The sequence below is a fragment of the Rhodanobacter sp. FW106-PBR-R2A-1-15 genome, assembly GCF_058789735.1.
In genome coordinates, this window is the sequence record NZ_JBYTEM010000029.1 from 41,568 (window position 1) to 62,881 (window position 21,314).

Consider the following 21,314-nt stretch of genomic DNA (forward strand, 5'->3'; position numbering starts at 1 on the left):
ATCGATGCAATAGGTTCAGTCTGCCGGCAGGCTGATCGCGGGCGCGCGCGGCAGGAAGTCTTCAAGCTTACGCCGGCGCAGATCGCCGATGCACGCGATGGTGAAGTCCGGTGCCGGCGCGATGGTTTCGCCGGCGCTGGCGGCCGCGTAGTGACCTTGGCGCACGAACACGGTGGTGAGTTTGCGGCCCAGGTGCTGCTTCATCGCGGCCAGGATCTGCGGCTTGTCGTCCACCATCACGTAATGCGCGGCCGGGTAACGCTGCTGCATCGCCACCAGCATCTGCTGCTTGTGCAGGTAGACCAGCACCTCGCCGCCCAGCGCGGCCCACAGTCCGGCGCGGCGGATCTTGTGCGGCTGGAACACCACGTCGCCGTCGGACAGGATCGCGGTGGGCCCCAGCGTGCGCAGGTGCGCCACCGTCTCCAGCGCGTGCGGGTACAGCCGCTCGGCGAACGGATAGTCCAGCAGATAGCCGGACATCTGCAGCAGCGATGGGTCGTTGTCCAGGCCAACGCGAAAGCGCTGCAGCGTGCCCAGATAGTCGGCGAAGCCGGATTCCCGCCGCAGCTCCTCGTAGATCGCCCAGTAGCGCGCGCGCTCACCGGCGCCGAACGCCGCCTCCAGCGTGGCGCCGAGGTCGGCGCCGAAGCGGTCGTTGTCGAGCAGGGTGTTGTCCACGTCGAGCAGGAACACCACCGCGGCCGCTTCGGCGGCAGGGCTGCTTAGCATGGCCTGTCCGCCGCCGCCCGTGGCTCGTGCCAGCCTTCCTCGCCCGCGATGCGCTCGGCCGCGGGCGGGCCCCAGCTGCCCGGCTCGTAGACGTCCACCGCGCCTTCGTGGGCCAGCACGCGGTCCACCACCGCCCACGCCGCCTCCACGCATTCGTCGCTGGTGAACAGCGCGTTGTCGCCGCGGATCGCGTCGCCGAGCAGGCGCTCGTAGGGCGACTTCTCCGGCGCCAGATCGTGCCGCACCACCAGTTCCACCGGCTCGCCACGCATCTCCTCGCCGGGCTGTTTCACCCGCATGCCCGCGGCGATGATCACCTCGGGGCTGAGCCGGAAGCGGAAATAATTCGACTGCGCTGCGCCGATCGGATCGAACACCGACAGCGGCGGCGCCTTCATGTCCACCATCACCTCGGTGGTGGTGAGCGGCAGCCGCTTGCCGGCGCGGATGTGGAACGGCACGCCGGCCCAGCGCCAGGTGTCGATGTACAGGCGCAACGCCACGAAGGTCTCCACGTTGGAATCGGCGGCCACGCCATCGACCTCGCGGTAACCCTCGAACTGGCCGCGCACCACCTCGGCCGGGTCGAGCGGGCGCATCGCGCGGAACAGCCGCAGCTTCTCCGCGCGCAGCGCTTCCGGATCGCCGCCGATCGGCGCGTCCATCGCCAGCAGCGAGGTCACCTGCAGCAGGTGGTTCTGCAGCACGTCGCGGATCGCGCCGACGCTCTCGTAGAACGCGCCGCGGCCTTCCACGCCGAACTGCTCGGCCATGGTGATCTGCACGCGGTCCACGTAGCGGTTGTTCCACACCGGCTCCAGCACGGTGTTGGCGAAGCGGAAATACAGCAGGTTCTGCACCGGCTCCTTGCCCAGGTAGTGGTCGATGCGGAAGATCGCCGACTCCGGGAACACTGCATGCAGCGTGCGGTTGAGCGCCTGCGCCGAGGCCAGGTCGCGGCCGAACGGCTTCTCCACCACGATCCGTGCACCGTCGGCGCAGCCGGCCTGCTGCAGGTTCTTCGCCACCACCCCGAACAGCTTGGGCGGAATCGCCAGGTAGTGCAGCGGGCGCTGCGCCGCGCCCAGCGCCTGCTTCAGCTGTGCGAACGTGGCCGGGTCGTTGTAGTCGCCATCGACATACTGCAGCCGCGCCGCCAGCCGCGCGAAGGCGGCCTCGTCGACCTCGCCGCCCTGCTCCTTCGCCGCCTGCGCCAGGCTGTCGTGCGCGCGCCGGCGCAGCTGCTCCACATTCCAGCCCGAGTGCGCCACGCCGATGATCGGCAGGTCCAGCCCGTCGCGCAGCATCATCGCCTGCAGTGCCGGAAAGATCTTCTTGTAGGCCAGGTCGCCGGTGGCGCCGAAAAAGACCAGGGCGTCCGAGCGGGGTGTCGGCATGGCGGGGGTGTTCTCCTTGGGGCGGGCGGCATGGCCCCGGCGCGGGTCAGTCGGTGCGCCGCGGCGGCGCTGCGCCATCCTGCCGGACACCGGGTTCACGTTCCAGCGTGCGCGGCGGCAGGTTAAGTCGATGCATAAGCAGGGCCTTGCTGGCGTCGCCGCCCATACCTGGCGCTGCCCACTCAGCCATCGGCCAGATCGTCGGGAATCAGCGAGTAGACCACCGCGCGCTCGGGTCGGCCATGGAACAGCACGCGGTTGCGCGCCTCCACCTCACGCAGCGCACCGAGCTTCTCCGCCACCCGCCGGCTGGCGGCGTTGTGCGGCAGCACCACGATCTCCAGCCGCGTCAGGCCGAGTACGTCGAAGCCCAGCCGGGCGGCTGCGCGGGCGGCGAGCGTGGCCACGCCGCGATTCCTTGCGGCATCGCACACCCAGTAGCCGAGATTGCCCACGCCGTGGGCGCGGTTGACGTGGTTCACCCCGGTGCCGCCGATCAGCGCACCGGCCGCATCGAACACGCCGAGGGGAAACTCCGACCCGGCCGCCCAGCACGCCACGCCATGCTCGACCCAGGCGATCGCATCCGCCAGCGCGTAGTTGTGGCGGCACCAGGGCAGCCAGTACGACAACGACTCCAGCGAGCTGCGTACCGCCCGGTACAGCGGCTCCGCGTCGCCCGGCGCCAACGGCCGTACGACGATGTCGCGTTCCTGCTGCAACCAGGTCGTGGCGGTCTGCCCGGTCATGTCTTGTCCTCCGTCCGAAGCGCCCATTGAGCACGCCAGCCTCAACTGGAGCCGCATGACGCCCCAAGCCGGGGCGCGAAACGGCTCCGACTCGAACGAGCTGTCAGGCGCCACTCGACGCCCGCTCCCATGATGCCACCGGCCCGGGCCGTCAACGGAACAGCGGATGGCGTGCAGGAACGGCCACCCCCGCCCACCGCGAGAGCAGCGACGGACTGCGGACGACTAGCTTGTGCTGCAAGTGCAGCCATTCCAGGGCCAGTTGTCCGGAGTTGACGGGGATTGGCTGAACCGTCCGCACCGGGCCGAGCTTGGACCGGTCAAACGCATAGCCGCGACCAGCCGCCTCGGCGTGAACCGCGGCCAGGTACGAATTGATCGCCAGGCGCGGATAGGGGTGCGCCTTGAAGCGCTCCAGCTGCGGATGCCTGGTGTAGCCACAGGTCTCGCCGCGGAGCACGGCCCTGGCGAGCAATCCCTTCTGCCATAGCGCAACCAGCCCTTGTGGGTCCAGATACTTCGGGTGCGATGACCATAGACGCATGTGGTTGGCGCCTAACGCTGGAGGTGAGTGGCGGCGAAGTCGTCCGGCTTGAACGAGTAAAAAGAGACTTCCTCCCTCTTTCGGCCTCGAGGGCCATGATGGTGTTGCGACGCAACCGTCAGCAGAAGAGGAAGTCCCCGTGAGCACGGTACGGTTGCCAGGTTGACCGTAGTGTTAGCGCTTTCCCGTCATCGACGCTCTTCTTGTGGTTTTCGCCTCAAACCCGCATCCCGCCGTTGGTGTCGAGGAACTGGCCGGTGATCCAGCGGGCATCGTCGGAACACAGAAAGGCGACTACGTCGGCGATGTCCTCCGGCGTCCCCAGGCGACCGAGGGTGGTGCTGGCGATCATCTGCTTCTTCACATCCTCGGGCAGCAGTTGAAGCATGTCGGTGGCGGTCGCCCCGGGGGCGACGGCATTGACCGTCACGTGCTTCGCTCCCAATTCCAGTGCGTGCGCGCGCGTCAACCCCTCGACAGCCGCCTTGGACGCGCAGTAAACGCCCGCGCCAGGCACCGCGGCGCGGGCGCCGCCGGACGAGATGTTGACCACTCGCCCCCCGTTTGTCCCGATCCGGCGGGCGAACTCGGCGGTAGCCAGAAGGGTGGTCAGGACGTTGGCACGGAACACCTTCTCGAAGTGGGGCGTGTCCGCGTCCTCAACCGGACGAAGCTCGTGCACGCCGGCATTGTTCACCAGAATCGAAACCGGGCCGAACGTCTGCTCAGCCGCGTCGAACAATTTGGCCACGGCAGCAGGATCGCTCGCGTCGCCCTGAAACGCGAGCGCTTTCCCGCCCGCCGCGGTGATCTCAGCCACAGTCTTTTCGGCCGCCTTCGCGCTGGTGCCATAGTTCACGACCACCTTTGCACCGTCGGCGGCGAGGCGCTTGGCCGTCGCCGCCCCGATGCCACGGGCCGCTCCCGTCACCACTGCCACTTTACCTGTCAAGCGTGCTTGTACCATCAGCCTTATCCTCTTCCTCGTCGCTAACGCTGGAGTTAGGCGGCGGCGAAGCCGTCCGCCTTGAACGAGATGTTAGTCGGCATTGCGTGGGCTAGACGAAAAAAGCTTTTCGGCAGTTTTGCGGCCACGCTCAAGGCCTTGCGGTGTGAGCCAGACCGACTTGTTCTTGCTTGCGGGATTCTCGATGAAGTCCTGAGCATGAAGGCGATCCATTACGTCGAAGTCGAACCCCTTCCAAGCTCTACCACCCTCGAAGCTGAAAGCCGCAAGAAGTGCAAGCACAGTGTCGTCGATTTTCGACTCGTCGTAGATCATGTTGGGAACCTCAAAGAGCAAGTACCTCAGTATGACGGCTAACGCCTGGAATTGAGTGGCGGCGTAGCCGTCTGCCTTGAACGAGATGTTAGAGCCCATTGTTGCGAATGGCACTGAGTTCGCTTTCAGAAGGGAGAATAGAGGCCGCGCGCTCCATAGGCAGCTTGCGCTGCGTGATGTTGTACCAGACTTCGTCTTCCTCGCACTCAAGCCCGAGGTGCAACAAATCTTGGATGCCGACAAACTCAAAGTAGACGGTGTCGCCGGCATCATTCTTGTAACTGTGCTGGGCGGCTTTGCCGCGGCGCTTTGCCGCGGCAAGGGCCTTTCGAGCGGAGCCCGCATAAAAAACAATAATTCGCTCTTCGCAAGTGCGCATTACGCCCGGGGCGCCATCGACGACAACGCGGAACTGGAAAAGCAGCTTCGCCGCAAATTTCTTGCCTTCCGCTGATGGGGTGTTTGGCATGGGCTCTAACGCTTGAGTTAAGCGGCGGCGTAGCCGTCCGCCTTGAACGAGTAGTTAGAGCGCACCGCCGCCTACAGCGAGCTCAAGACAACAGCAACCGAAGGTAGCAAGATTAACGCCACACAGGCACCGGCACGAACCTTTGCGACGGAAAAACTGTAGCCGGACAACCAGAGCGCCGTAAGGAGGCTCGCTACACCGATGAACAATACTGCCAGCGACTGGTGTCGAGAAGCTTCGATTTGTGCGCGTGGAACTGATGGCGACGGGTCGCCAAGTTGCGACATGACGCCATAGTAAGCCAGCAACCAACCGACTAGAACAAGAAGCAAAGCTAAATTTGCCGCGGTGGTCTGTTTCATGCGCTCTAACGCTCGAATTAAGCGGCTGCGAAGCCGTCCGCTTGGAGGACCTGTTAGCGATCACTGCTCTGACTGAGTATTGGTAACATATATGGGGATGGCACGCTTGCCACTTAGCAGATCGATTGCACCTTGGCGTAACGCATCGTGCTGCGACTCTAAGTTGCCATGCGCAATTGGAGAATACGAGGAGTTTTTGATTGTCGTTTTGTCAAAGTCGTAGTCAAGGACGACAGCCATGCGATGTAATAGCTCGACGAGAAGGTCTACACGCCTTACACCCCACTGTTCAGGTGAGAGGTTTGAGCTACAGAGCAAGTCAAAATATTCCTTCCACGCATCAAGGACGGCGCGTTCTTTCGGTTTGTGCTTGCTGAACTCCAAGTCGATACGGTTGAGTGCCTCAACGTGTGGCCACGATACGGTGTATGACCGTGTTGCCATCAACGTTTTGAAGATCTGTAGCTTGCGACCGCGCACCTCGCGGCGATCATCGAGATAGCGCGTGAGTTGAACGGCAACAATCGGTCCGGCGAAGATTGCAAGGATTGTGAGCCACGCTTCGATACTCAACTGTGTTCCCCTGTGAGCGCTAACGCTGGAGTTACTAAGCCGAAAGAAAGTATCCGAACATATCAGGCGGCATAGTGGACGGTGGGGTGTTGAAAGAAGCCGCGCACCAAGGCCGGTTGTTTCTGCAGGGCGCGCAGGAAAGCCATGGCATGACGCTTGAGGTGGTCCGGCCCGCTCAAGGCCAAACGACCAAGCTTGTGGCGTTTGAGGTGATTCCACACCAACTCGTCCGGATTCAGATCCGGGCTGTAAGGCGGTAACTGGAACAAGCGCAATTGCCCTTGAGTACCGGCGACGAACTGCTTCACGGCGCGTGAACGGTGCACCGGATGGCCATCGACGACAAGGAAGACGGGCGCATCGCGATGGACCATGAGCCGCTTGAGGAAGTCGATGAACTTGGCGGTCGTCAGGGTGCCTGGGCAACAGGCAAACCGCAGCTCACCCCGCGGGCTGACCGCCGAAATGAAATTCAGGGTGAAACGCGCGCCCGTCCGCTCCACGGTGGGCGTTTGCCCGATCGGTGCCCACGTCGTGCCGCTGTGGTAGTCCGAGCGCACACTGGCCTCATCGGCAAAGAACACCTGCGCCTTGGCGCGCTTGGCTTCCTTGCGGATCGCTGGATATTCCTCATGCAGCCAGGCTTCAACGCGTGCCGGGTCGCGTTGGTAGGCACGCGCCAGCGGTCGTTGCGGCGACAGGCCCAGTTCGCGCAACAGGCGTCCGACCGATACCTCGGACAGACGAACCTTGAACCGCCGGGCGATCAGGTCACGCACCATCGCCCGTGTCCACAACGCAAATTCGAACTTCAGCTGTTGCGGGTTCTTCGTGGTCACCGTTGCATGAATCCAGCGCATGGCACGCTCGTCGAGTTTGCGCGGCCGTCCGCTGATGGGCTTGGCTCGCAGCGCCTCCAGCCCGCCCTCACGGAAGGCGGCCAGCCACTCATAAATACGTGGCCGCGACAGCCCAAGCGTCCGGATCACGGTTTCCGGCGACTCCCCGGATTCCACCGCCTCGACCGCCCGAAGGCGCATCGCCTCCAGCGTCTCGTGGGACAACTTTCGACCATCGGTAGCGCGCATTTCCCTCTCCTCATCGACATCCTATCCTTGGACAGCGACGAAGCGAAAATGTTCGCTTACTTATGTTCGCCTTAGTAAGCGGTGGCGAAGCCGTCCGCCTTGAACGAACTGTTAGCCGTCACTGATGACCAGCCTTGGGATCGATGTCTGCTCGGGCTGGCTGCGACGGGTCATAAAAAGTGTAGGTGAAGAACTGTTTTGGATCGGTGGGATACGTGCGTTTGGAAAGAAATGTCCGTGCTGCCGTAACGTAGCTTTGAGGGACTGATACGTCTACGGGACTCGTAGTGCCCGAACTTGGATCGAGGACTTTGGAAACCTTACTAAGCCGAAAGAAAGTATCCGAACATATCAGGCGGCGTAGCGGACGGTAGGATGTTGAAAGAAGCCACGTACCAGGGCGGGACTTTTCTGTAGAGAGCGCAGGAAAGCCATGGCGTGACGCTTGAGATGATCGGGCCCGCTCAAGGCCAACCGGCCGAGCTTGTGCCGTTTGAGGTGATTCCACACCAGCTCGTCCGGATTCAGGTCCGGGCTGTACGGCGGCAACTGGAACAAACGCAGCTGTCCTTGCGTGCTGGCGACGAACTGCTTCACGGCGCGCGAACGGTGCACCGGATGACCATCGACGATGAGGAAGACAGGGGTGTCACGATGGACCATGAGCCGCTTGAGGAAGTCGATGAACTTGGCCGTCGTCAGGGTTCCCGGGCAGCAGGCGAACCGCAACTCGCCGCGCGGGCTGACCGCCGAAATGAAGTTCAGGGTGAAGCGCGCTCCCGTCCGCTCCACCGTGGGCGTCTGCCCGACCGGTGCCCATGTCGTGCCACTGTGGTAATCCGAACGCACACTGGCCTCGTCGGCAAAGAACACCTGCGCCTTGGCGCGCTTGGCCTCCTTGCGGATCGCGGGATACTCCTCGTGCAGCCATGCTTCGACGCGCTGCGGATCGCGCTGATACGCACGCGCCAGCGGTCGTTGCGGCGACAAGCCCAGCTCCCGCAACAGGCGGCCAACCGATACCTCGGACAGGCGGACCTGGAACCGCTGCGCAATCAGGTCCCGCACCATCGCCCGCGTCCACAGGGCAAACTCGAACTTCAGCTGCTGCGGGTTTTTGGTCGTCACCGTCTTATGGAGCCAGCGCATGGCACGCTCGTCCAGCTTGCGCGGTCGGCCGCTGAGCGGTTTGGCGTACAGCGCCTCGATGCCACCTTCCCGGAACGCGGCCAGCCACTCATAGATGCGTGGCCGCGACAGCCCCAGCGCGCGGATCACGGCCTCCGGCGACTCTCCGGAGGTCACCGCCTCGACTGCACGAAGACGCATCGCTTCCAGCGTCTCGTGTGACAACTTCCGTCCATCAGTAACGCGCATCTCTCTCTCCTCGCCGACATCCTATCCTTGGACCGCCGCAAAGCAGAAACGTTCGCTTACTTTTGTTCTTCTTAGTAAGTGTGTCGATCTTGCCTGAAGCGTTCACTGTTGCCTGAAACACAACCGCGTAAAGCTTGGCGGGAACCGGAGCCGAAAGCTGCCCAAGCGCGCTACCAGTAAAGAGGAGAAAAATTGTAGCTGCCAAAAGTCGCATCTTTCCCTCGCTTGAAGGCTAACGCTGGAGTTAAGCGGCGGCGAAGCCGTCCGCCTTGAACGAACTGTTAGCTGCTGCCTTTGTTTGGCGTGGCAGCGGATTCGCGTGCTTGGCGGCACATTTCGTTGAGCTCTTGGCGACGAAACTAATCATCAAGTACCTGACGGGCTTCCGCGTAGCCCTGGTGACGTAAGGCACGCTCAATACTTAGCCAGTCGGCGTACTTGCCAGAGCGCGCCATGCTATCGGCCTCACGGTCTATGGACTCAGCACGCTCTTTCTTGTTCATGTTTGCGCGCTCATTTGCATTGAAACTCGATCGTAACTCGCGGGAAGTTGCCGAGCAGATATGGTGGCTTTGAGTGTGTTTCGTTCATAACGTTGAGCGACTTTCCCTTTGATGTGCAAAATTGTCCCGCCTGCTCCAACACGTCGACTCGCAATGACTCAATGGGCGACCACCCAGTGGCTCCACGTTTACTTAGAAGGTAACTATCTTGCCCGGTGCGCACGATGCCAGATGTCGCAGCGCATCCAGCAAGAAAGAGTGATAGGCACGCGACGATAAGCAGGCATTTCATAGAACCCCCATGCGGAAGCTAACGCTCGAATTTAGCGGCGCGCGCAGCGCGTCCGCTGGAATAAGTAGTTAGAGCCACACTGCTAGTGACGAAGCTTTTCAAACAATCTGTTGATGATATCCGTCTTGACTGCAATTGGATCTATTTGGACGCTCAGGACCGTCTGGCAATGAGGGCAGTTGTAACTTACGCCCTTCCATGTGGTCCCGAAGGCAACCCGGACTTCGACATCATCACAGTTGACGTGGCTGATGATCTGCTCGCATTTGGGACACTTTCCGTGCATCCGGTCGTCTTCTCGTGGCGCTAACGCTGGAGTTGAGCGGCGGCGGAGCCGTCCGCCTTGAACGAATTGTTAGCCATCAGTACAGCTTGGTGCCAGAGACTTTACCAACATGTGTGTTCACAGCTCCGCCAGTGCGAGCGGCAGCGCTTTTGACAAAGCTGAGAAAGTCTTCAACTTGGGCCTTTGATACAGAGGTTTTAGCTTTTCCGCGATGAGCGATCTCGCCACGAAGCTCAACGAACTTATCTAATTTTTCTCTTGCTTTGTCTACAGTTAGCTTCTTGGGCCACAGCCACTTGGATGAGACGTTTGAGAGACCGATTGCTGATTCGAATAGCTCGTCGATGTTTCGCCACTTTGGAGTATTCAGCTTTCTATCTCTAGCTTCTTTGAGCGCAGCCATATGGTCTCGGAGTACCTGCCGCCACTTGCCATCCGATACTGACCAAAGAGCCAGTTCATTCGCATCGGCTTTTAATTTTTTAGCGATGATTTTCTTGATCTCTTTCGGCAGCGCATCAGCAGCCGTAGCATTGGTAACAATGCACTCAAGACCTTCTGCTGCGATATCTTCGCAGTACGCTTCCCAGAACGAAGTGAGCAAGACGATCGCGGACTTATTCAGCACTTCTAGGCCGTGACGACGTCCAGGCCCCGGGCCACCTACCGCAGCGTGGAGTGCCAGAAGGTTCTCTACGTCCTCCAAGTTCTTATCGAGTGCCCGTCGTGCTTTGCTAGGCATATTCGCCAACCTCTCCTGATGGCTAACGCTTGAGTTAAGCGGCGGCGAAGCCGTCCGCCTTGAACGAGTAGTTAGGCCGGCTAGCCGCCACGGCCGCACGCCAAGCCAATTACGAGGCCAATTGCACCCTCGCGACCGATAATGTTGCGGAGCTCCTGAGCGGAGCTAGTTGTTGTGCCCAATGCATTAGCGATACCAGCAGAGGCACTGCCGTTGATGAAATCGTTGACATTGGAGGTGGTAGCGCCGAGCCGCCCCGCGAAGCCCGCGGTAGCACTGCCGTGCGCAATGAGCTGCTGGAGGTTGGACGTGGTTACACCTGCGCGTGCTGCGATACCTGTGAGACTCATATCTCCCCCTTAGGCCTAACGCTAAGTAGACCCCAAAAGTGGGGTGTTGCGTCGAGTATGCGGCGCCGCCCCTGACCGCACAAGCGGCGGATTCCTACATCGGATCATGGTCTTGCAGGGATGCCCTGCGCATGGCGGACGGGCATGCTGCCGTCGTTATCAGCGACTTTTGAGGGTGTATGAGTTACCCGGGCGAAAGTGAGGGTGTAACGGGGGTGAAAACGCCGCGGTTGTTGGATCAGGTGCGTGCGCGATTGCGCTTGAAGCATTACAGCCTGCGGACGGAACGGGCGTATGTCGGTTGGATTCGACGGTTCATCCTGGCCCATGGCAAGCGGCATCCGCGCGACATGGGGGTGGCGGAGGTCGAAGGCTTCCTGAGTACGCTGGCGGTCGAGGGTCGGGTGGCGGCAGGCACGCAGAACCAGGCGTTGTCGGCGCTGCTGTTTCTGTACAGGGAGGTGCTGTCGGTCGAGCTGCCGTGGATGGAGACGGTGGTGCGGGCGAAGCGGCCGCAGCGGGTGCCGGTGGTGCTCTCGCGTGACGAGGTGAACCGGCTGTTGGCGGTGATGGATGGCCGCTTCGGTTTGATGGCCTCGCTGTTGTACGGCTCGGGGATGCGGCTGATGGAGTGCGTGCGCCTGCGCGTGAAGGACGTGGATTTCGAGCTCAACCAGATCTGCGTGCGCGATGGCAAGGGCGGCAAGGACCGGCACGTGCCGTTGCCGCGACGCCTGCGCGAGGCGCTGCAGGCGCAGCTGGAGCGGGTGCGTTTGATCCACCAGCAGGATCTGGCGACGGGCCTGGGCGCGGTGTGGCTGCCGCATGCGCTGGCGCGCAAGTATCCGTCGGCGCCGCGCGAGCCTGGATGGCAGTACGTGTTTCCGTCGGACCAGCTGTCGCGCGATCCGCGCGACGGCAAGCAGCGGCGCCATCACCTGGACGAGGCCGGACTGCAGCGCGCGGTGCGCAACGCGCGGCTCAAAGCCGGCATCGTCAAGCTGGCCACCTGTCACACCTTGCGCCACTCGTTCGCCACCCACCTGTTGGAGGCGGGTCAGGACATCCGTACGATCCAGGAGCTGCTCGGCCACAAGGACGTGGCGACCACGGCCGCTCTTGCGCATCCATGCGCCCGCGGCATTGGCACATCCGTGTGCTGCACAGATCTATACCCACGTGCTGAACCGCGGCGGTCACGGCGTGCTGAGTCCGCTGGATCGCTGATGGCGGCGCCGCGCCATGCAAGCGGCTTCATGCCTGGCGCGGCCAGTTGAGCTCCACGTCGTGCTCCGCGCCGTCGTCGGCGAGCGGGATGCGGCCGTCGGGCTGCATCTCGCCGTCCAGCCACAGCGTGCTCGGCGTGCCGGCGTCGCTCTGGTGCAGGCGGATGCGGTAGAGCGTGCCGCGGTGGCGGTAGTCCAGCTCGAAGCCTTCCCACTCGGCCGGCAGCACCGGCGCGAAGCGCAGCTGGCCGGCTTCCAGGCGCAGGCCGAGCAGCGATTCCACGATCAGCCGGTACATCCAGCCGGCGGAGCCGGTGTACCAGCTCCAGCCGCCGCGGCCGATGTGCGGGGCGACCGCATAAACGTCGGCGCTGACCACGTAGGGCTCGACCTTGTACACGTCCATTTGCGCGGCGTCGATGCCGTGGTTGACCGGGTTGATCATGTGCAGCAGTTCCCACGCGCGGGCGCTGTCGCCGAGTTCGGCGAAGGCCATCGTGGCCCAGATGGCGGCGTGCGTGTACTGGCCGCCGTTCTCGCGTACGCCGGGCAGGTAGCCCTTGATGTAGCCCGGGTCCATCGCGGATTTGTCGAACGGTGGCCGCAGCAGCTGCACCAGGCCGGCGTCGCGGCGCACCAGGTGGGCGTCCAGCGAGTCCATCGCCTGCCGCTGGCGCTCCGGCGCGCCGATGCCGGACAGCACCGACCAGCTCTGCGCGATCGAGTCGATACGGCATTCGTCGTTGCTGCTGGAGCCGAGCGGCGTGCCGTCGTCGAAGTAGGCGCGGCGGTACCAGGCGCCATCCCAGCCGTGCTGCTCCAGTGCGCTGCGCAACTTGACCACTTCGCCTTCGCAGCGTTGCGCGAACGGCTCGTCGCCGTGCAGCCGGGCCACCTCGGCGAAGCGCTGCAGCACGTCGCAGGAGAAGAAGCCCAGCCACACGCTCTCGCCGCGGCCCTGTTCGCCGACCCGGTTCATGCCGTCGTTCCAGTCGCCGCCGCCGATCAGCGGCAGGCCGTGCGCGCCGCGCCGGGCGAAGCTGCGCTCGATGGCGCGTACGCCATGCTGGTACAGCGTTTCGCGCAGGGCCGATGGCTGCGGCAGGTCGTAGTACGACTCCTCGCCCTCGTGCAGCAGGCGGCCCTCGATATAGCCGACGTACTCTTCCAGCACGCCGCGGTCGGCGCTGGCCAGCACGTAGCGCGCGATGGCCAGCGGCAGCCACAGGTAGTCGTCGGAACAGGTGGTGCGCACGCCGCGATCCAGCGGTGGGTGCCACCAGTGCTGCACGTCGCCTTCGGCGAATTGGTGCGCGGCGCACAGCAGCAGCTGCGCGCGCGACAGTTCCGGCGCGGCGTGCAGGGTGGCCATCGAATCCTGCAGCTGGTCGCGGAAGCCGAATGCGCCGCCGCTCTGGTAGTAGCCGCTGCGCGCCCACAGCCGGCAGCCGATGGTCTGGTACAGCAGCCAGCCGTTGGTGAGCATGTCGAGCGAGGGCTCCGGCGTGCGCACCTGCACCGCACCGAGCACGCGCGCCCAGTGCGCGCGCACCTTGTCCAGCGCGTCGGCGGCGCTGCCGCTGCCGCGGAAGCGCTGCACCAGCGCGCTGGCCTCGGCGGCGTCGCGCCCCAGACCGAGGCGGAAGATCAGCCGGCGCTGCTCGCCCTCGCCCAGGCTCACCATCGACTGCAGCGCGGCGCAAGGGTCCAGCCCGGCGCCGAGCCGGCCGGACAGGTGCGCGCGGGCCAGCCCGGCCGGTGCGCGCATGCTGCCGTTGCGGCCGAGGAATTCGCTGCGGTCGCCGCCGATGCCGCGCTCGGGGTCGTCCACGTCGAAGAACGCCACGCGGTTCGGGAACTCGCTGTTGTATGCGTTGCGCGCGAACAGCGCGCCGCTGGCCGGGTCCGATTCGGTGACCACATGCATCGAGGTTTTCCCGCGCAGGTCGCCAAGCAGCCACTCCACGTAGCCGGTGACGCTGAGCCGGCGCGCCGCGCCGGAGTCGTTGCGCAGGTGCAATACGGAGAACTTCACCGAAGCGTCCAGCGCCACGTAGACCCACAGCTCGGAGTGGATGCCGTCCTCATGGTGCTCGAACACGCTGTAGCCGAAGCCGTGGCGAGTGGTGTAGCTGCCGCTGCCGCGGCACGGCAGCGGCGTGGGCGACCAGATCTGGCCGGTGTCCTCGTCGCGCAGATACAGCGCCTCGCCGCCGCCGTCGCCGACCGGGTCGTTGTGCCAGGGGGTGAGGCGGAACTCGTGCGCGTTCTCGCCCCAGCTGTAGGCGCTGCCACTCTCGGAGATCACCGTGCCGAACTGCGGGTTGGCCAGCACGTTCGCCCACGGCGCCGGCGTGCTGTCGCCGGCGGCCAGGGTGATCACGTACTCGCGGCCGTCGTGGCTGAAACCGCCGTGCGGATTGGCCAGCTGCAGTGCCGGTGCGCCGGCGCCGCCGACGGGCGTGGCGCTGGCGATGCGCCGCGGCCGGCTCGGCTCGAAGCGCGGCGCATGGGTTTCCACCTGGCGCCGACCGATCTGCTCGGCCAGGCTGCCGCGGCTGTCGTTGAGCACGATCCGCGCGCTGGCCAGCATCACCAGCCGATCCTCGCCGGACAGCTGCTGCCCCGAGCGCACGAAGATGCCGCCGGGGCGGTCGAGCAGGCTGGCCTCGCTGCCCGAGGCGATCAGGCCCATGATCAGGTCGTGCAGTTCCTGCCGGTAGCCGGCGCGGTCCTCGTTCCAGATCATCAGGTCCACTGCCAGGCCCTTCTGGCGCCAGTACGCGTGCGCCTGCACCAGCTGGCGCACCAGCTCGATCCGCGACGGGCTGGCGATCTGCAGCAACACGATCGGCAGGTCACCGGAGACTGACTGCCCCCACAGCCCGCTCTGCCCGCGCCGGTTGCCGCGCAGCACGGCCGGCTCGGCGCGCAGGCCGGCGTTCGGGTAGAGGATGCCGGTGGCCATGTGCTCGTACAGCTGCGCATCGGCGAGGCTGGCGTTGAGCTGGCGCAGCAGCACCTGGCTGTGCGTCCAGGCCAGGTCGAACACGCGGTCGGCGAGGTGGCGGTCGCGGTACTTGCCGATCAGCTGCAGGCAGTCGTCGCGCTGCTCGGCGTAGCCGGTGACGAAGTCGATGGTGGCCGACTGCTCCGGCTCCAGCGTGATGCGGCAGCGGATCGCCACGATCGGGTCGAGCACCGAACCGGCACTGTCGGACAGCCGCGCCTGCTCGCGGTCGAGCGCCTGCGGCTCGGCCGTGCTGCGGCCGCGGCCGATGAAGCGGGCGCGGTCGGTCTCGTAGGAGATCGCGTCGATGTCGGCGTCGTGCACCGCCAGCAGGTGGAACATCCACGGCACCGGCTCGCCGGCCGAGCGTGGCCGGCGCGTGCACACGATCGCCTGCAGCGCCGGTACCAGCTCGGTCTGCACGAACAGCTTGCTGAAGGCCGGGTGCGCCGCGTCGGCGAGCGGTGGCGCCAGCACCACCTCGGCGTAGCTGGTCAGCTCGATCGTGCGCCGCGTGCGGCTGCGGTTGCCGATGTGGGTGCGACGCAGCTCGATGTCGTCTTCCGGCGACACCACGATCTCGGTGTGCGCGTCGAACTCGCGCTCGCGCACGCGGAACTCGGCGCGCGCGTCGGAGAAGATCGCCTCGAACTGCTCGGTCTTCCTCAAGGTGGGCTGGTAGGCGGTGGACCAGCACTCGCCGCTGGCCACGTCGCGCAGGTAGCAGAACATGCCCCAGGCGTCGCGCGTGATGTCCTCGTGCCAGCGCGTCAGCGCGAGGTCGCCGCATCGGCTGTAGCCGCCGCCGGCGCTGGAAAGCATCACGTGGTAGCGGCCGTTCGACAGCAGTTGCACGGCCGGGCGCGCGCGATCCGGGTCGGCGAACACGCGCAGCCGCGCCTCGGCCGGGCGCGGGCTGCCGTCCGTTTCGGGGAAGCCGGAGGCGTGCAGGTATTCCGCCGCGGTCTTCGGCACGCGCTCCTGCAGCAGCAGGCTGGTGGCCTGGAACTGCGGGTCGGATTCGAAGCGCCGCTGCATCGGCCGGTCCAGCAGCGCATGGCCCAGCGCCAGCAGGCTCATGCCCTGGTGGTGCGCCATGAACTGCCGCACCAGCGCCGAATCCTGGCCCGGCGGCAGCCGCGCCGGGGTGTAGTCGATCGCCTCGTACAGGCCGTAGCGACCGCGCGCGCCGATCTCGGCCAGCCGCTGCAGGTTCCGCGTGGCCGCCGCCGGCGCCACCATCAGCGCCAGCGCGCTGGCGTACGGCGCCACTACCACGTCGTCGCCCAGCCCGCGCTTCAGGCCCAGCCCGGGCACGCCGAACGCGCGGTACTGGTAGGTGAAGTGCGCGTCGAGCGTGTTGTAGCCCGATTCGGAAACGCCCCACGGCACGCCGAGCTGATTGCCGTACTCGATCTGCCGCGTCACCGCGGCGTGGCAGGTCTGCTCGAGCAGGGTGCCTTCGTAGCTCGGCATCACCAGGGTCGGCATCAGGTACTCGAACATCGAGCCGGTCCACGACAGCAGCACCGGCTCGCCGCCCACGGTGGTGAGCAGGCGGCCCAGCGCGAACCAGTTGTCCTGCGGCAGCTGGCCCTGCGCGATGCCGACGAAGCTGGCCAGCCGCGCCTCCGACGCCAGCAGGTCGTAGTAGCCGGCGTCGAGCCGGCGCTGGTCGACGTTGTAGCCGATCGCCAGCAGGTCGCGCGTGGCGTCGTACAGGAAGCGATAGTCCACCAGCGCCAGCTCGCCGGCCTGTTGCGCCAGCTGCTCGATCGCGGCGAGGCGTTCGCGCGCGCGTTCGCGCACGCCCTCGGCGTCGGCCGCGGCCGGCCACGCCAGCGGTTCGATCCGGGCCAGCTGGCGCAGTGTGGGGATGCCGGCGAAGCCGGCGTCGCCGTCAGGCGGCGGGTCGAGCTGGAACGCGATGGCCTCGGCGTACAGCTCGTCGCACTGCGCGAGCAGCGCATCGAGCCAGAACCGCGCCTCGCTGTCGGGCTCGGTCTCCAGCCACTGCTGCAGCGCCTGCGCGTGCCCGGACAGGCGCTGCAGCAGGGCGCTGGCCTCGCCGCTGGTTGCCGGCAGCGCGGCCAGCGTCTGCTGCAGGTGGCGGTCGAGCGGGTCCAGTGCCCGCGCGGCGTCGACGTCGAGCGTGTCGCGCAACAGCGCCAGCGTGTCGAGCAGGCCGTGCAGCACGCATGGCCGGAACACCGGCTGGCCGGGCAGTTCCTCCAGGCCCGGGCGCAGGGTCAGCAGGTGGCCGGCGAGGTTGCCGCTGTCCACCGCCGAGACGTACAGCGGCGCCAGCGGCTGCAGGCTCTGCGTGTCGTACCAGTTGTAGAAATGGCCGCGATGGCGTGGCAGTTGCTGCATGGTGGCCAGGCTCTGCCGGGTGCGTTCGAGCAGGCGGCCAGTGGCCAGGAAACCGAAGTCGTGAGCGGCCAGGTTCGCCAGCAGCGCCAGGCCCATGTTGGTCGGCGAGGTGCGATGGGCGATCGCCGGCCCGGGTTGCTCCTGCAGGTTGTCCGGCGGCAGCCAGTGCTCGGCGGTGCCGACGTGGACGTCGAAGAAGGCCCAGGTCTGCCGTGCCAGCGTGCGCAGGAAGCGCTGCTGCAGCGCGCTCGGCGCGAATACCTCCGCCACGCGCGGCTGGCTGATCCACCACGCGATGGCGGGCGAGCCCAGCCACAGCAGCAGCAGCGGCGTCGCCAGCCACAGCGCGGCCGGGCGCGCGAACGCCAGCGCCACGGCCAGCAGCAGGGCCAGCGTCGGGGCGATCCACATCAGCCGCCACAGCGCGGACTGCGCCTGGTCGCCGTGGCGTTCGACCTCGCTGGAGCTCCGCCACTGCAGCAGGTGACGCCGGCTGACCGCCATCCGCCACAGCGTGCGCACGATCGCGTCGAGGTGGTACAGCGCCTCGTGCGGCAGCCACGCCAACCCCAGCACCATCCGCGCCAGATGTTGCATGCCGGCCCGGAAGCCGGCGCGCAGGTGCTGGTCGAGCTGCACCTCGCGCGGCTTCTGCACCAGGTCCAGCAGCGCCGCCAGCAGCGGCGGCAACAGCACCATCGACAGCACCGCCACGGTCCACGAGAGCACCGGCGCGATCAGCAGCCAGCCGATCACCAGCAACAGCAGCAACGCCACCGGCACCAGGCTGCGGCGCAGGTTGTCGAGGATCTTCCAGCGCGACAGCGCGGTGAGTGCATTGCGGCGCCAGCCGCCGTGCGCGGTCGGCGCCCACGGCAGCAGCCACGGCAGCAGCTGCCAGTCGCCACGGATCCAGCGGTGGCGCCGCTTCACGTCGGCGCCGTAGCGGGCCGGCCAGGTCTCGAACAGCTGCACGTCGCTGAGCAGGCCCGCGCGTGCGTGGCAACCCTCGACCAGGTCGTGGCTGAGGATGCGGTTGTCCGGGAAGCAGCCGTCCAGGGTGCGTTCGAAGGCGTCGATCGCGTAGATGCCCTTGCCGATGAACGAGCCTTCGCCGAACACGTCCTGGTAGACGTCCGAGACCATCTGCGTGTATGGGTCGATGCCGGCGTCGCTGCCGTACAGTTGGGCGTAGCGCGAGCGCGCGGTACTTGGCAGGCTGATCCCCACGCGCGGCTGCAGGATCGCGTAGCCGCTGACCACGCGATGCCGCTCGGGGTCGTATACGGCGCGGTTGAGCGGGTGGTCGATGGTGCCGACGAAGGCCCGCGCGGCGTCGCGCGGCAGCTCGGTGTCGGTGTCCAGGGTGATCACGTACTGCACCGGCCCGAGCGAGGCGATGTCCCCCACCACCCGCATGAAGCGACCGTGCGCGTTGCCGCGCAGCAGCGCATTGAGGTCCGCCAGCTTGCCGCGCTTGCGCTCGTGGCCCATCCAGCATTGCTCGCCCGGGTTCCAGCGGCGCGGCCGGTGGAACAGGAAGAAGCGGTCGGCCTTGGCGCCGGCATAGCGCTCGTTGAGCGCCTCGATCCGGCGCTGCGCCAGCTGCAGCAGCGCCTCGTCGCCGGGCAGCGTTTCGTGGTCCGCGTCGGCGAAATCGGTGAGCAGGGCGAAGTGCAGGTGTTCGTCGCGATTGCCGAGGAAGCGCACCTGCAGCGATTCGGCCAGCGCGTCGACGTCCTGCGTGCTGGCGATCAGGCTGGGGATGGCCACCAGGGTGCGCGCGCTGGCCGGAATGCCGTGCGAATAGTCCATCCGCGGCAGCTGCTGCGGCGCGATCGACAGCGTGGCGATCCAGTTGAGCAGGCTCAACCCCAGCTGGCTGGCCAGGATCGCCGCGGGCACCGCCAGCGCGACCAGCGCCCACGCCGGCCAGCGCTGCTGCGCGGCGACGCTGACCAGCGGCTCCGCGAAGGCGAAGGTGAGCAGCGCCAGCAGGCCCAGGTAGATCGGCAGCGGCGCGCGGTCGAAGCCGCGGCGCAACACCACGCGCAGCGGCGGGCGCACGCCCAGCTGCCGTTCCAGCCGCGGCCGGCCGCGGTCGATCAGGTAGTAGCCGACGTGCTGCGGCAGCGACACGCTGCTGTCGGTGGGCGCCGCGGCCTGGCTCAGCGCGATCGCCGCCTCGGCCACCTGCAGCTCGGTCAGCCGGTGCCGCCGCGCCATCGCCTCCACCATGTGGCGGTAGCGGTCGCGGGTGGCGAAATCCATCGCCGCGTAGACCCCGGTCGGGTCCTCGCGCAGGCAGTGCTCGACCAGGCTGCAGTGCTCGACGAAATCGCGCCAGTCGATCGCAGACAGCGTGCGCAGGCTGCCAATGCTGTTGCTGATGGTGACCTGGTTGGCGGCCTGCTGCTGCGCTTCCAGCTGCACCAGGTGCTCGACGCTCTGTCCCGAGGCGGCCAGGCGCTGTTCGATCCAGCTCAGCGGCAGCGCCAGCGCCGGGCTCTGGCCCTGCAGCCGGCGCGCCAACTCGGCCACGAACGGACTGTCCATCGGCGGGACCGAGCGCGCCATGTCGGCCACCACCAGCACCACCGAGTTCGGTTCGCGTTCGGCGGTGGCGGTCATCGCGTCGGCCCAGCGCGCGGCCTGGCCGCGATGGCTCCAGTCCGCCATCACCCGCGCGGCGACGCGGCGCAGGTTTTCGATCAGCGCCAGCCGCAGCATGATCGGGATCGCCCACAGCTCGCCCAGCTTCAGCGGGCTCACTTCCTGATAGGCGTCGATGAAGTGCTGCAGGATGTGCGTGTCGACCCGGCCGTCGCCGTGCGAGATGATCTCCAGCGCGATGTCGTACACCCGCGGCAGCCCGGCCGACGGCCCGCTGGCCAGCCGCGGCAATTCGCGGCTATAGCCCTTGGGCAGGTGCCGGCGGGCGATCCGGATCTGCTCCTCGATCAGATAGAAATTGTCCAGCAGCCACTCGGCGGCCGGGGTGATCCGCCGCCGCTTGCGACTGGCGTCGGTCAGCCGTTCGCAGGTGTGGGTCAGCACCGCCTCGTTGTCGTCCAGCCGCGCCAGCAGCGTATCGGGGGTGATCCGCGCGCTGAGCCGGTGCTGGCCGGCCAGCGCGCGGCCGTGCCGTTCCATCTGCTCGGCGCTGAACAGTTCCGCGCGCAGCGCCGGCTCCTGCTCCGGCCGCGTGCGCGCCGCTGCACGCCGGCGGCGGAAGGCTTGCAGCCTTCGCAGCTTGAGCAGGTCGAGCAGGTTGCCGATGTTCAAAACGTTTTCCTTGGCCTCGCGGCCGCGGCCGCGAGGCGTTCGTGCGGACGGGTGCGGGCGGGAGCCCGTGCGCGGGCTGCGACCGCCGGCCCGCCCTACCCTAGGCGTCGGCATGTGAAGATGGCGCGCGCTAGGATGGGCACCCGCCCGAAGGAGCCCGCCCATGCCGCTGCAGATTCGCGCCGCCACGCCTGCCGACGTTCCCGCACTGGCCGCCTGGAACGCGGCGATGGCGTGGGAGACCGAGCGCAAGCGACTCGACGGCGCGACGCTGGAACGCGGCGTGCGCGGCGTGTTCGAGCAGCCGCGGCGCGGTTTCTACCTGGTGGCCGAGCACGATGGCGCGGCGGTCGGCTGCCTACTGGTGACCTACGAATGGAGCGACTGGCGCAACGGCGATTTCTGGTGGATCCAGAGCGTCTACGTGGTGCCGGCCGCGCGCCGCGTGGGCGCGTTCCGCGCGCTGTATGCCGAGGTTGCGCGGCGCGCCGCGGCGGCCGGCGCGGTCGGCCTGCGGCTGTACGTGGAAACCGAGAACGGCCGCGCGCAGGCGACCTACGAGGGACTCGGCATGCAGCGCTGCCACTACTTCATGTACGAGGCGCCGCTGGCGGTACCGGTTTTGTAGGAGCGCACCCTGTGCGCGATGCTCTTCATTTCGTGACGAAGAGCAT

At 66.3% G+C, this 21,314-nt stretch carries 15 protein-coding genes and 1 pseudogene; 2 read left to right on the forward strand and 14 right to left on the reverse strand.

Going from position 1 to position 21,314, the window contains the following annotated elements; all coding sequences use genetic code 11:
• Window positions 1–15: 15 nt before the first annotated feature.
• From AC3WTD_RS14325 to AC3WTD_RS14385, 13 genes are all read right to left on the reverse strand, one after another.
• A complete protein-coding gene (locus AC3WTD_RS14325) occupies window positions 16–732 on the reverse strand; it encodes an HAD family hydrolase (protein WP_492614178.1) in 717 nt (238 codons plus the stop codon).
• Window positions 726–2,129: a glucose-6-phosphate dehydrogenase gene (zwf, locus tag AC3WTD_RS14330; protein ID WP_492614179.1), complete on the reverse strand. Its 1,404-nt coding sequence runs from the start codon at window positions 2,127–2,129 to the stop codon at window positions 726–728. The genes AC3WTD_RS14325 and zwf overlap by 7 nt, the downstream gene beginning before the upstream one ends.
• 182 nt (window positions 2,130–2,311) lie before the next feature.
• The gene (locus AC3WTD_RS14335) at window positions 2,312–2,878 is read right to left on the reverse strand and encodes a GNAT family N-acetyltransferase (protein ID WP_027491603.1); all 567 of its coding nucleotides are present in this window, start codon (window positions 2,876–2,878) and stop codon (window positions 2,312–2,314) included.
• A 151-nt stretch (window positions 2,879–3,029) separates the two neighbouring features.
• Entirely contained in the window at window positions 3,030–3,422 is a 393-nt protein-coding gene (locus tag AC3WTD_RS14340) for a pyrimidine dimer DNA glycosylase/endonuclease V (protein ID WP_492614180.1), read from the reverse strand.
• Window positions 3,423–3,639: 217 nt separating this feature from the next.
• Complete coding sequence (locus AC3WTD_RS14345; protein ID WP_037088906.1) at window positions 3,640–4,389, reverse strand: glucose 1-dehydrogenase; 750 nt, start codon at window positions 4,387–4,389, stop codon at window positions 3,640–3,642.
• A 72-nt stretch (window positions 4,390–4,461) separates the two neighbouring features.
• Window positions 4,462–4,704, reverse strand: a complete 243-nt coding sequence (locus AC3WTD_RS14350; RefSeq protein WP_492614181.1) for a DUF6429 family protein — start codon at window positions 4,702–4,704, stop codon at window positions 4,462–4,464.
• 88 nt (window positions 4,705–4,792) lie between these two features.
• Window positions 4,793–5,173 (reverse strand): DUF4288 domain-containing protein, encoded by a 381-nt coding sequence (locus AC3WTD_RS14355; protein WP_492614182.1) that lies wholly within the window; start codon window positions 5,171–5,173, stop codon window positions 4,793–4,795.
• 71 nt (window positions 5,174–5,244) lie between these two features.
• Window positions 5,245–5,535: a hypothetical protein gene (locus AC3WTD_RS14360; protein ID WP_492614183.1), complete on the reverse strand. Its 291-nt coding sequence runs from the start codon at window positions 5,533–5,535 to the stop codon at window positions 5,245–5,247.
• 60 nt (window positions 5,536–5,595) lie between these two features.
• Complete coding sequence (locus AC3WTD_RS14365) at window positions 5,596–6,108, reverse strand: DUF6680 family protein (RefSeq protein ID WP_492614184.1); 513 nt, start codon at window positions 6,106–6,108, stop codon at window positions 5,596–5,598.
• 62 nt (window positions 6,109–6,170) lie between these two features.
• Window positions 6,171–7,196, reverse strand: coding sequence for an IS630 family transposase (locus tag AC3WTD_RS14370; RefSeq protein ID WP_492614185.1), 1,026 nt, complete (start codon window positions 7,194–7,196; stop codon window positions 6,171–6,173).
• Between the two features lie 351 nt (window positions 7,197–7,547).
• Window positions 7,548–8,573 (reverse strand): IS630 family transposase, encoded by a 1,026-nt coding sequence (locus AC3WTD_RS14375; RefSeq protein WP_492614186.1) that lies wholly within the window; start codon window positions 8,571–8,573, stop codon window positions 7,548–7,550.
• A 359-nt stretch (window positions 8,574–8,932) separates the two neighbouring features.
• A complete protein-coding gene (locus AC3WTD_RS14380) occupies window positions 8,933–9,076 on the reverse strand; it encodes a hypothetical protein (protein WP_492614187.1) in 144 nt (47 codons plus the stop codon).
• 654 nt (window positions 9,077–9,730) lie between these two features.
• Window positions 9,731–10,396, reverse strand: coding sequence for a HEPN domain-containing protein (locus AC3WTD_RS14385; protein ID WP_492614188.1), 666 nt, complete (start codon window positions 10,394–10,396; stop codon window positions 9,731–9,733).
• 529 nt (window positions 10,397–10,925) lie between these two features.
• On the opposite strand from AC3WTD_RS14385, the pseudogene AC3WTD_RS14390 reads away from it, so the two are divergent.
• Window positions 10,926–11,973, forward strand: a pseudogene (locus AC3WTD_RS14390) (integron integrase).
• A 27-nt stretch (window positions 11,974–12,000) separates the two neighbouring features.
• On the opposite strand, the gene AC3WTD_RS14395 reads toward AC3WTD_RS14390, so the two are convergent.
• Entirely contained in the window at window positions 12,001–20,640 is an 8,640-nt protein-coding gene (locus tag AC3WTD_RS14395; protein WP_492614189.1) for a glycoside hydrolase family 94 protein, read from the reverse strand.
• 163 nt (window positions 20,641–20,803) lie between these two features.
• Here AC3WTD_RS14395 and AC3WTD_RS14400 point away from each other — a divergent pair, with 163 nt between their 5' ends.
• Complete coding sequence (locus AC3WTD_RS14400; protein WP_027491598.1) at window positions 20,804–21,268, forward strand: GNAT family N-acetyltransferase; 465 nt, start codon at window positions 20,804–20,806, stop codon at window positions 21,266–21,268.
• The last annotated feature ends 46 nt before the right edge of the window (window positions 21,269–21,314 follow it).

Coding starts and splice junctions, on each gene's coding strand:
- AC3WTD_RS14325 (WP_492614178.1), bottom strand. CDS start 732: ATGCTAAGCAGCCCTGCCGCCGAAGCGGCCGCGGTGGTGTTCCTGCTC.
- zwf (WP_492614179.1), bottom strand. CDS start 2,129: ATGCCGACACCCCGCTCGGACGCCCTGGTCTTTTTCGGCGCCACCGGC.
- AC3WTD_RS14335 (WP_027491603.1), bottom strand. CDS start 2,878: ATGACCGGGCAGACCGCCACGACCTGGTTGCAGCAGGAACGCGACATC.
- AC3WTD_RS14340 (WP_492614180.1), bottom strand. CDS start 3,422: ATGCGTCTATGGTCATCGCACCCGAAGTATCTGGACCCACAAGGGCTG.
- AC3WTD_RS14345 (WP_037088906.1), bottom strand. CDS start 4,389: ATGGTACAAGCACGCTTGACAGGTAAAGTGGCAGTGGTGACGGGAGCG.
- AC3WTD_RS14350 (WP_492614181.1), bottom strand. CDS start 4,704: ATGATCTACGACGAGTCGAAAATCGACGACACTGTGCTTGCACTTCTT.
- AC3WTD_RS14355 (WP_492614182.1), bottom strand. CDS start 5,173: ATGCCAAACACCCCATCAGCGGAAGGCAAGAAATTTGCGGCGAAGCTG.
- AC3WTD_RS14360 (WP_492614183.1), bottom strand. CDS start 5,535: ATGAAACAGACCACCGCGGCAAATTTAGCTTTGCTTCTTGTTCTAGTC.
- AC3WTD_RS14370 (WP_492614185.1), bottom strand. CDS start 7,196: ATGCGCGCTACCGATGGTCGAAAGTTGTCCCACGAGACGCTGGAGGCG.
- AC3WTD_RS14375 (WP_492614186.1), bottom strand. CDS start 8,573: ATGCGCGTTACTGATGGACGGAAGTTGTCACACGAGACGCTGGAAGCG.
- AC3WTD_RS14380 (WP_492614187.1), bottom strand. CDS start 9,076: ATGAACAAGAAAGAGCGTGCTGAGTCCATAGACCGTGAGGCCGATAGC.
- AC3WTD_RS14385 (WP_492614188.1), bottom strand. CDS start 10,396: ATGCCTAGCAAAGCACGACGGGCACTCGATAAGAACTTGGAGGACGTA.
- AC3WTD_RS14400 (WP_027491598.1), top strand. CDS start 20,804: ATGCCGCTGCAGATTCGCGCCGCCACGCCTGCCGACGTTCCCGCACTG.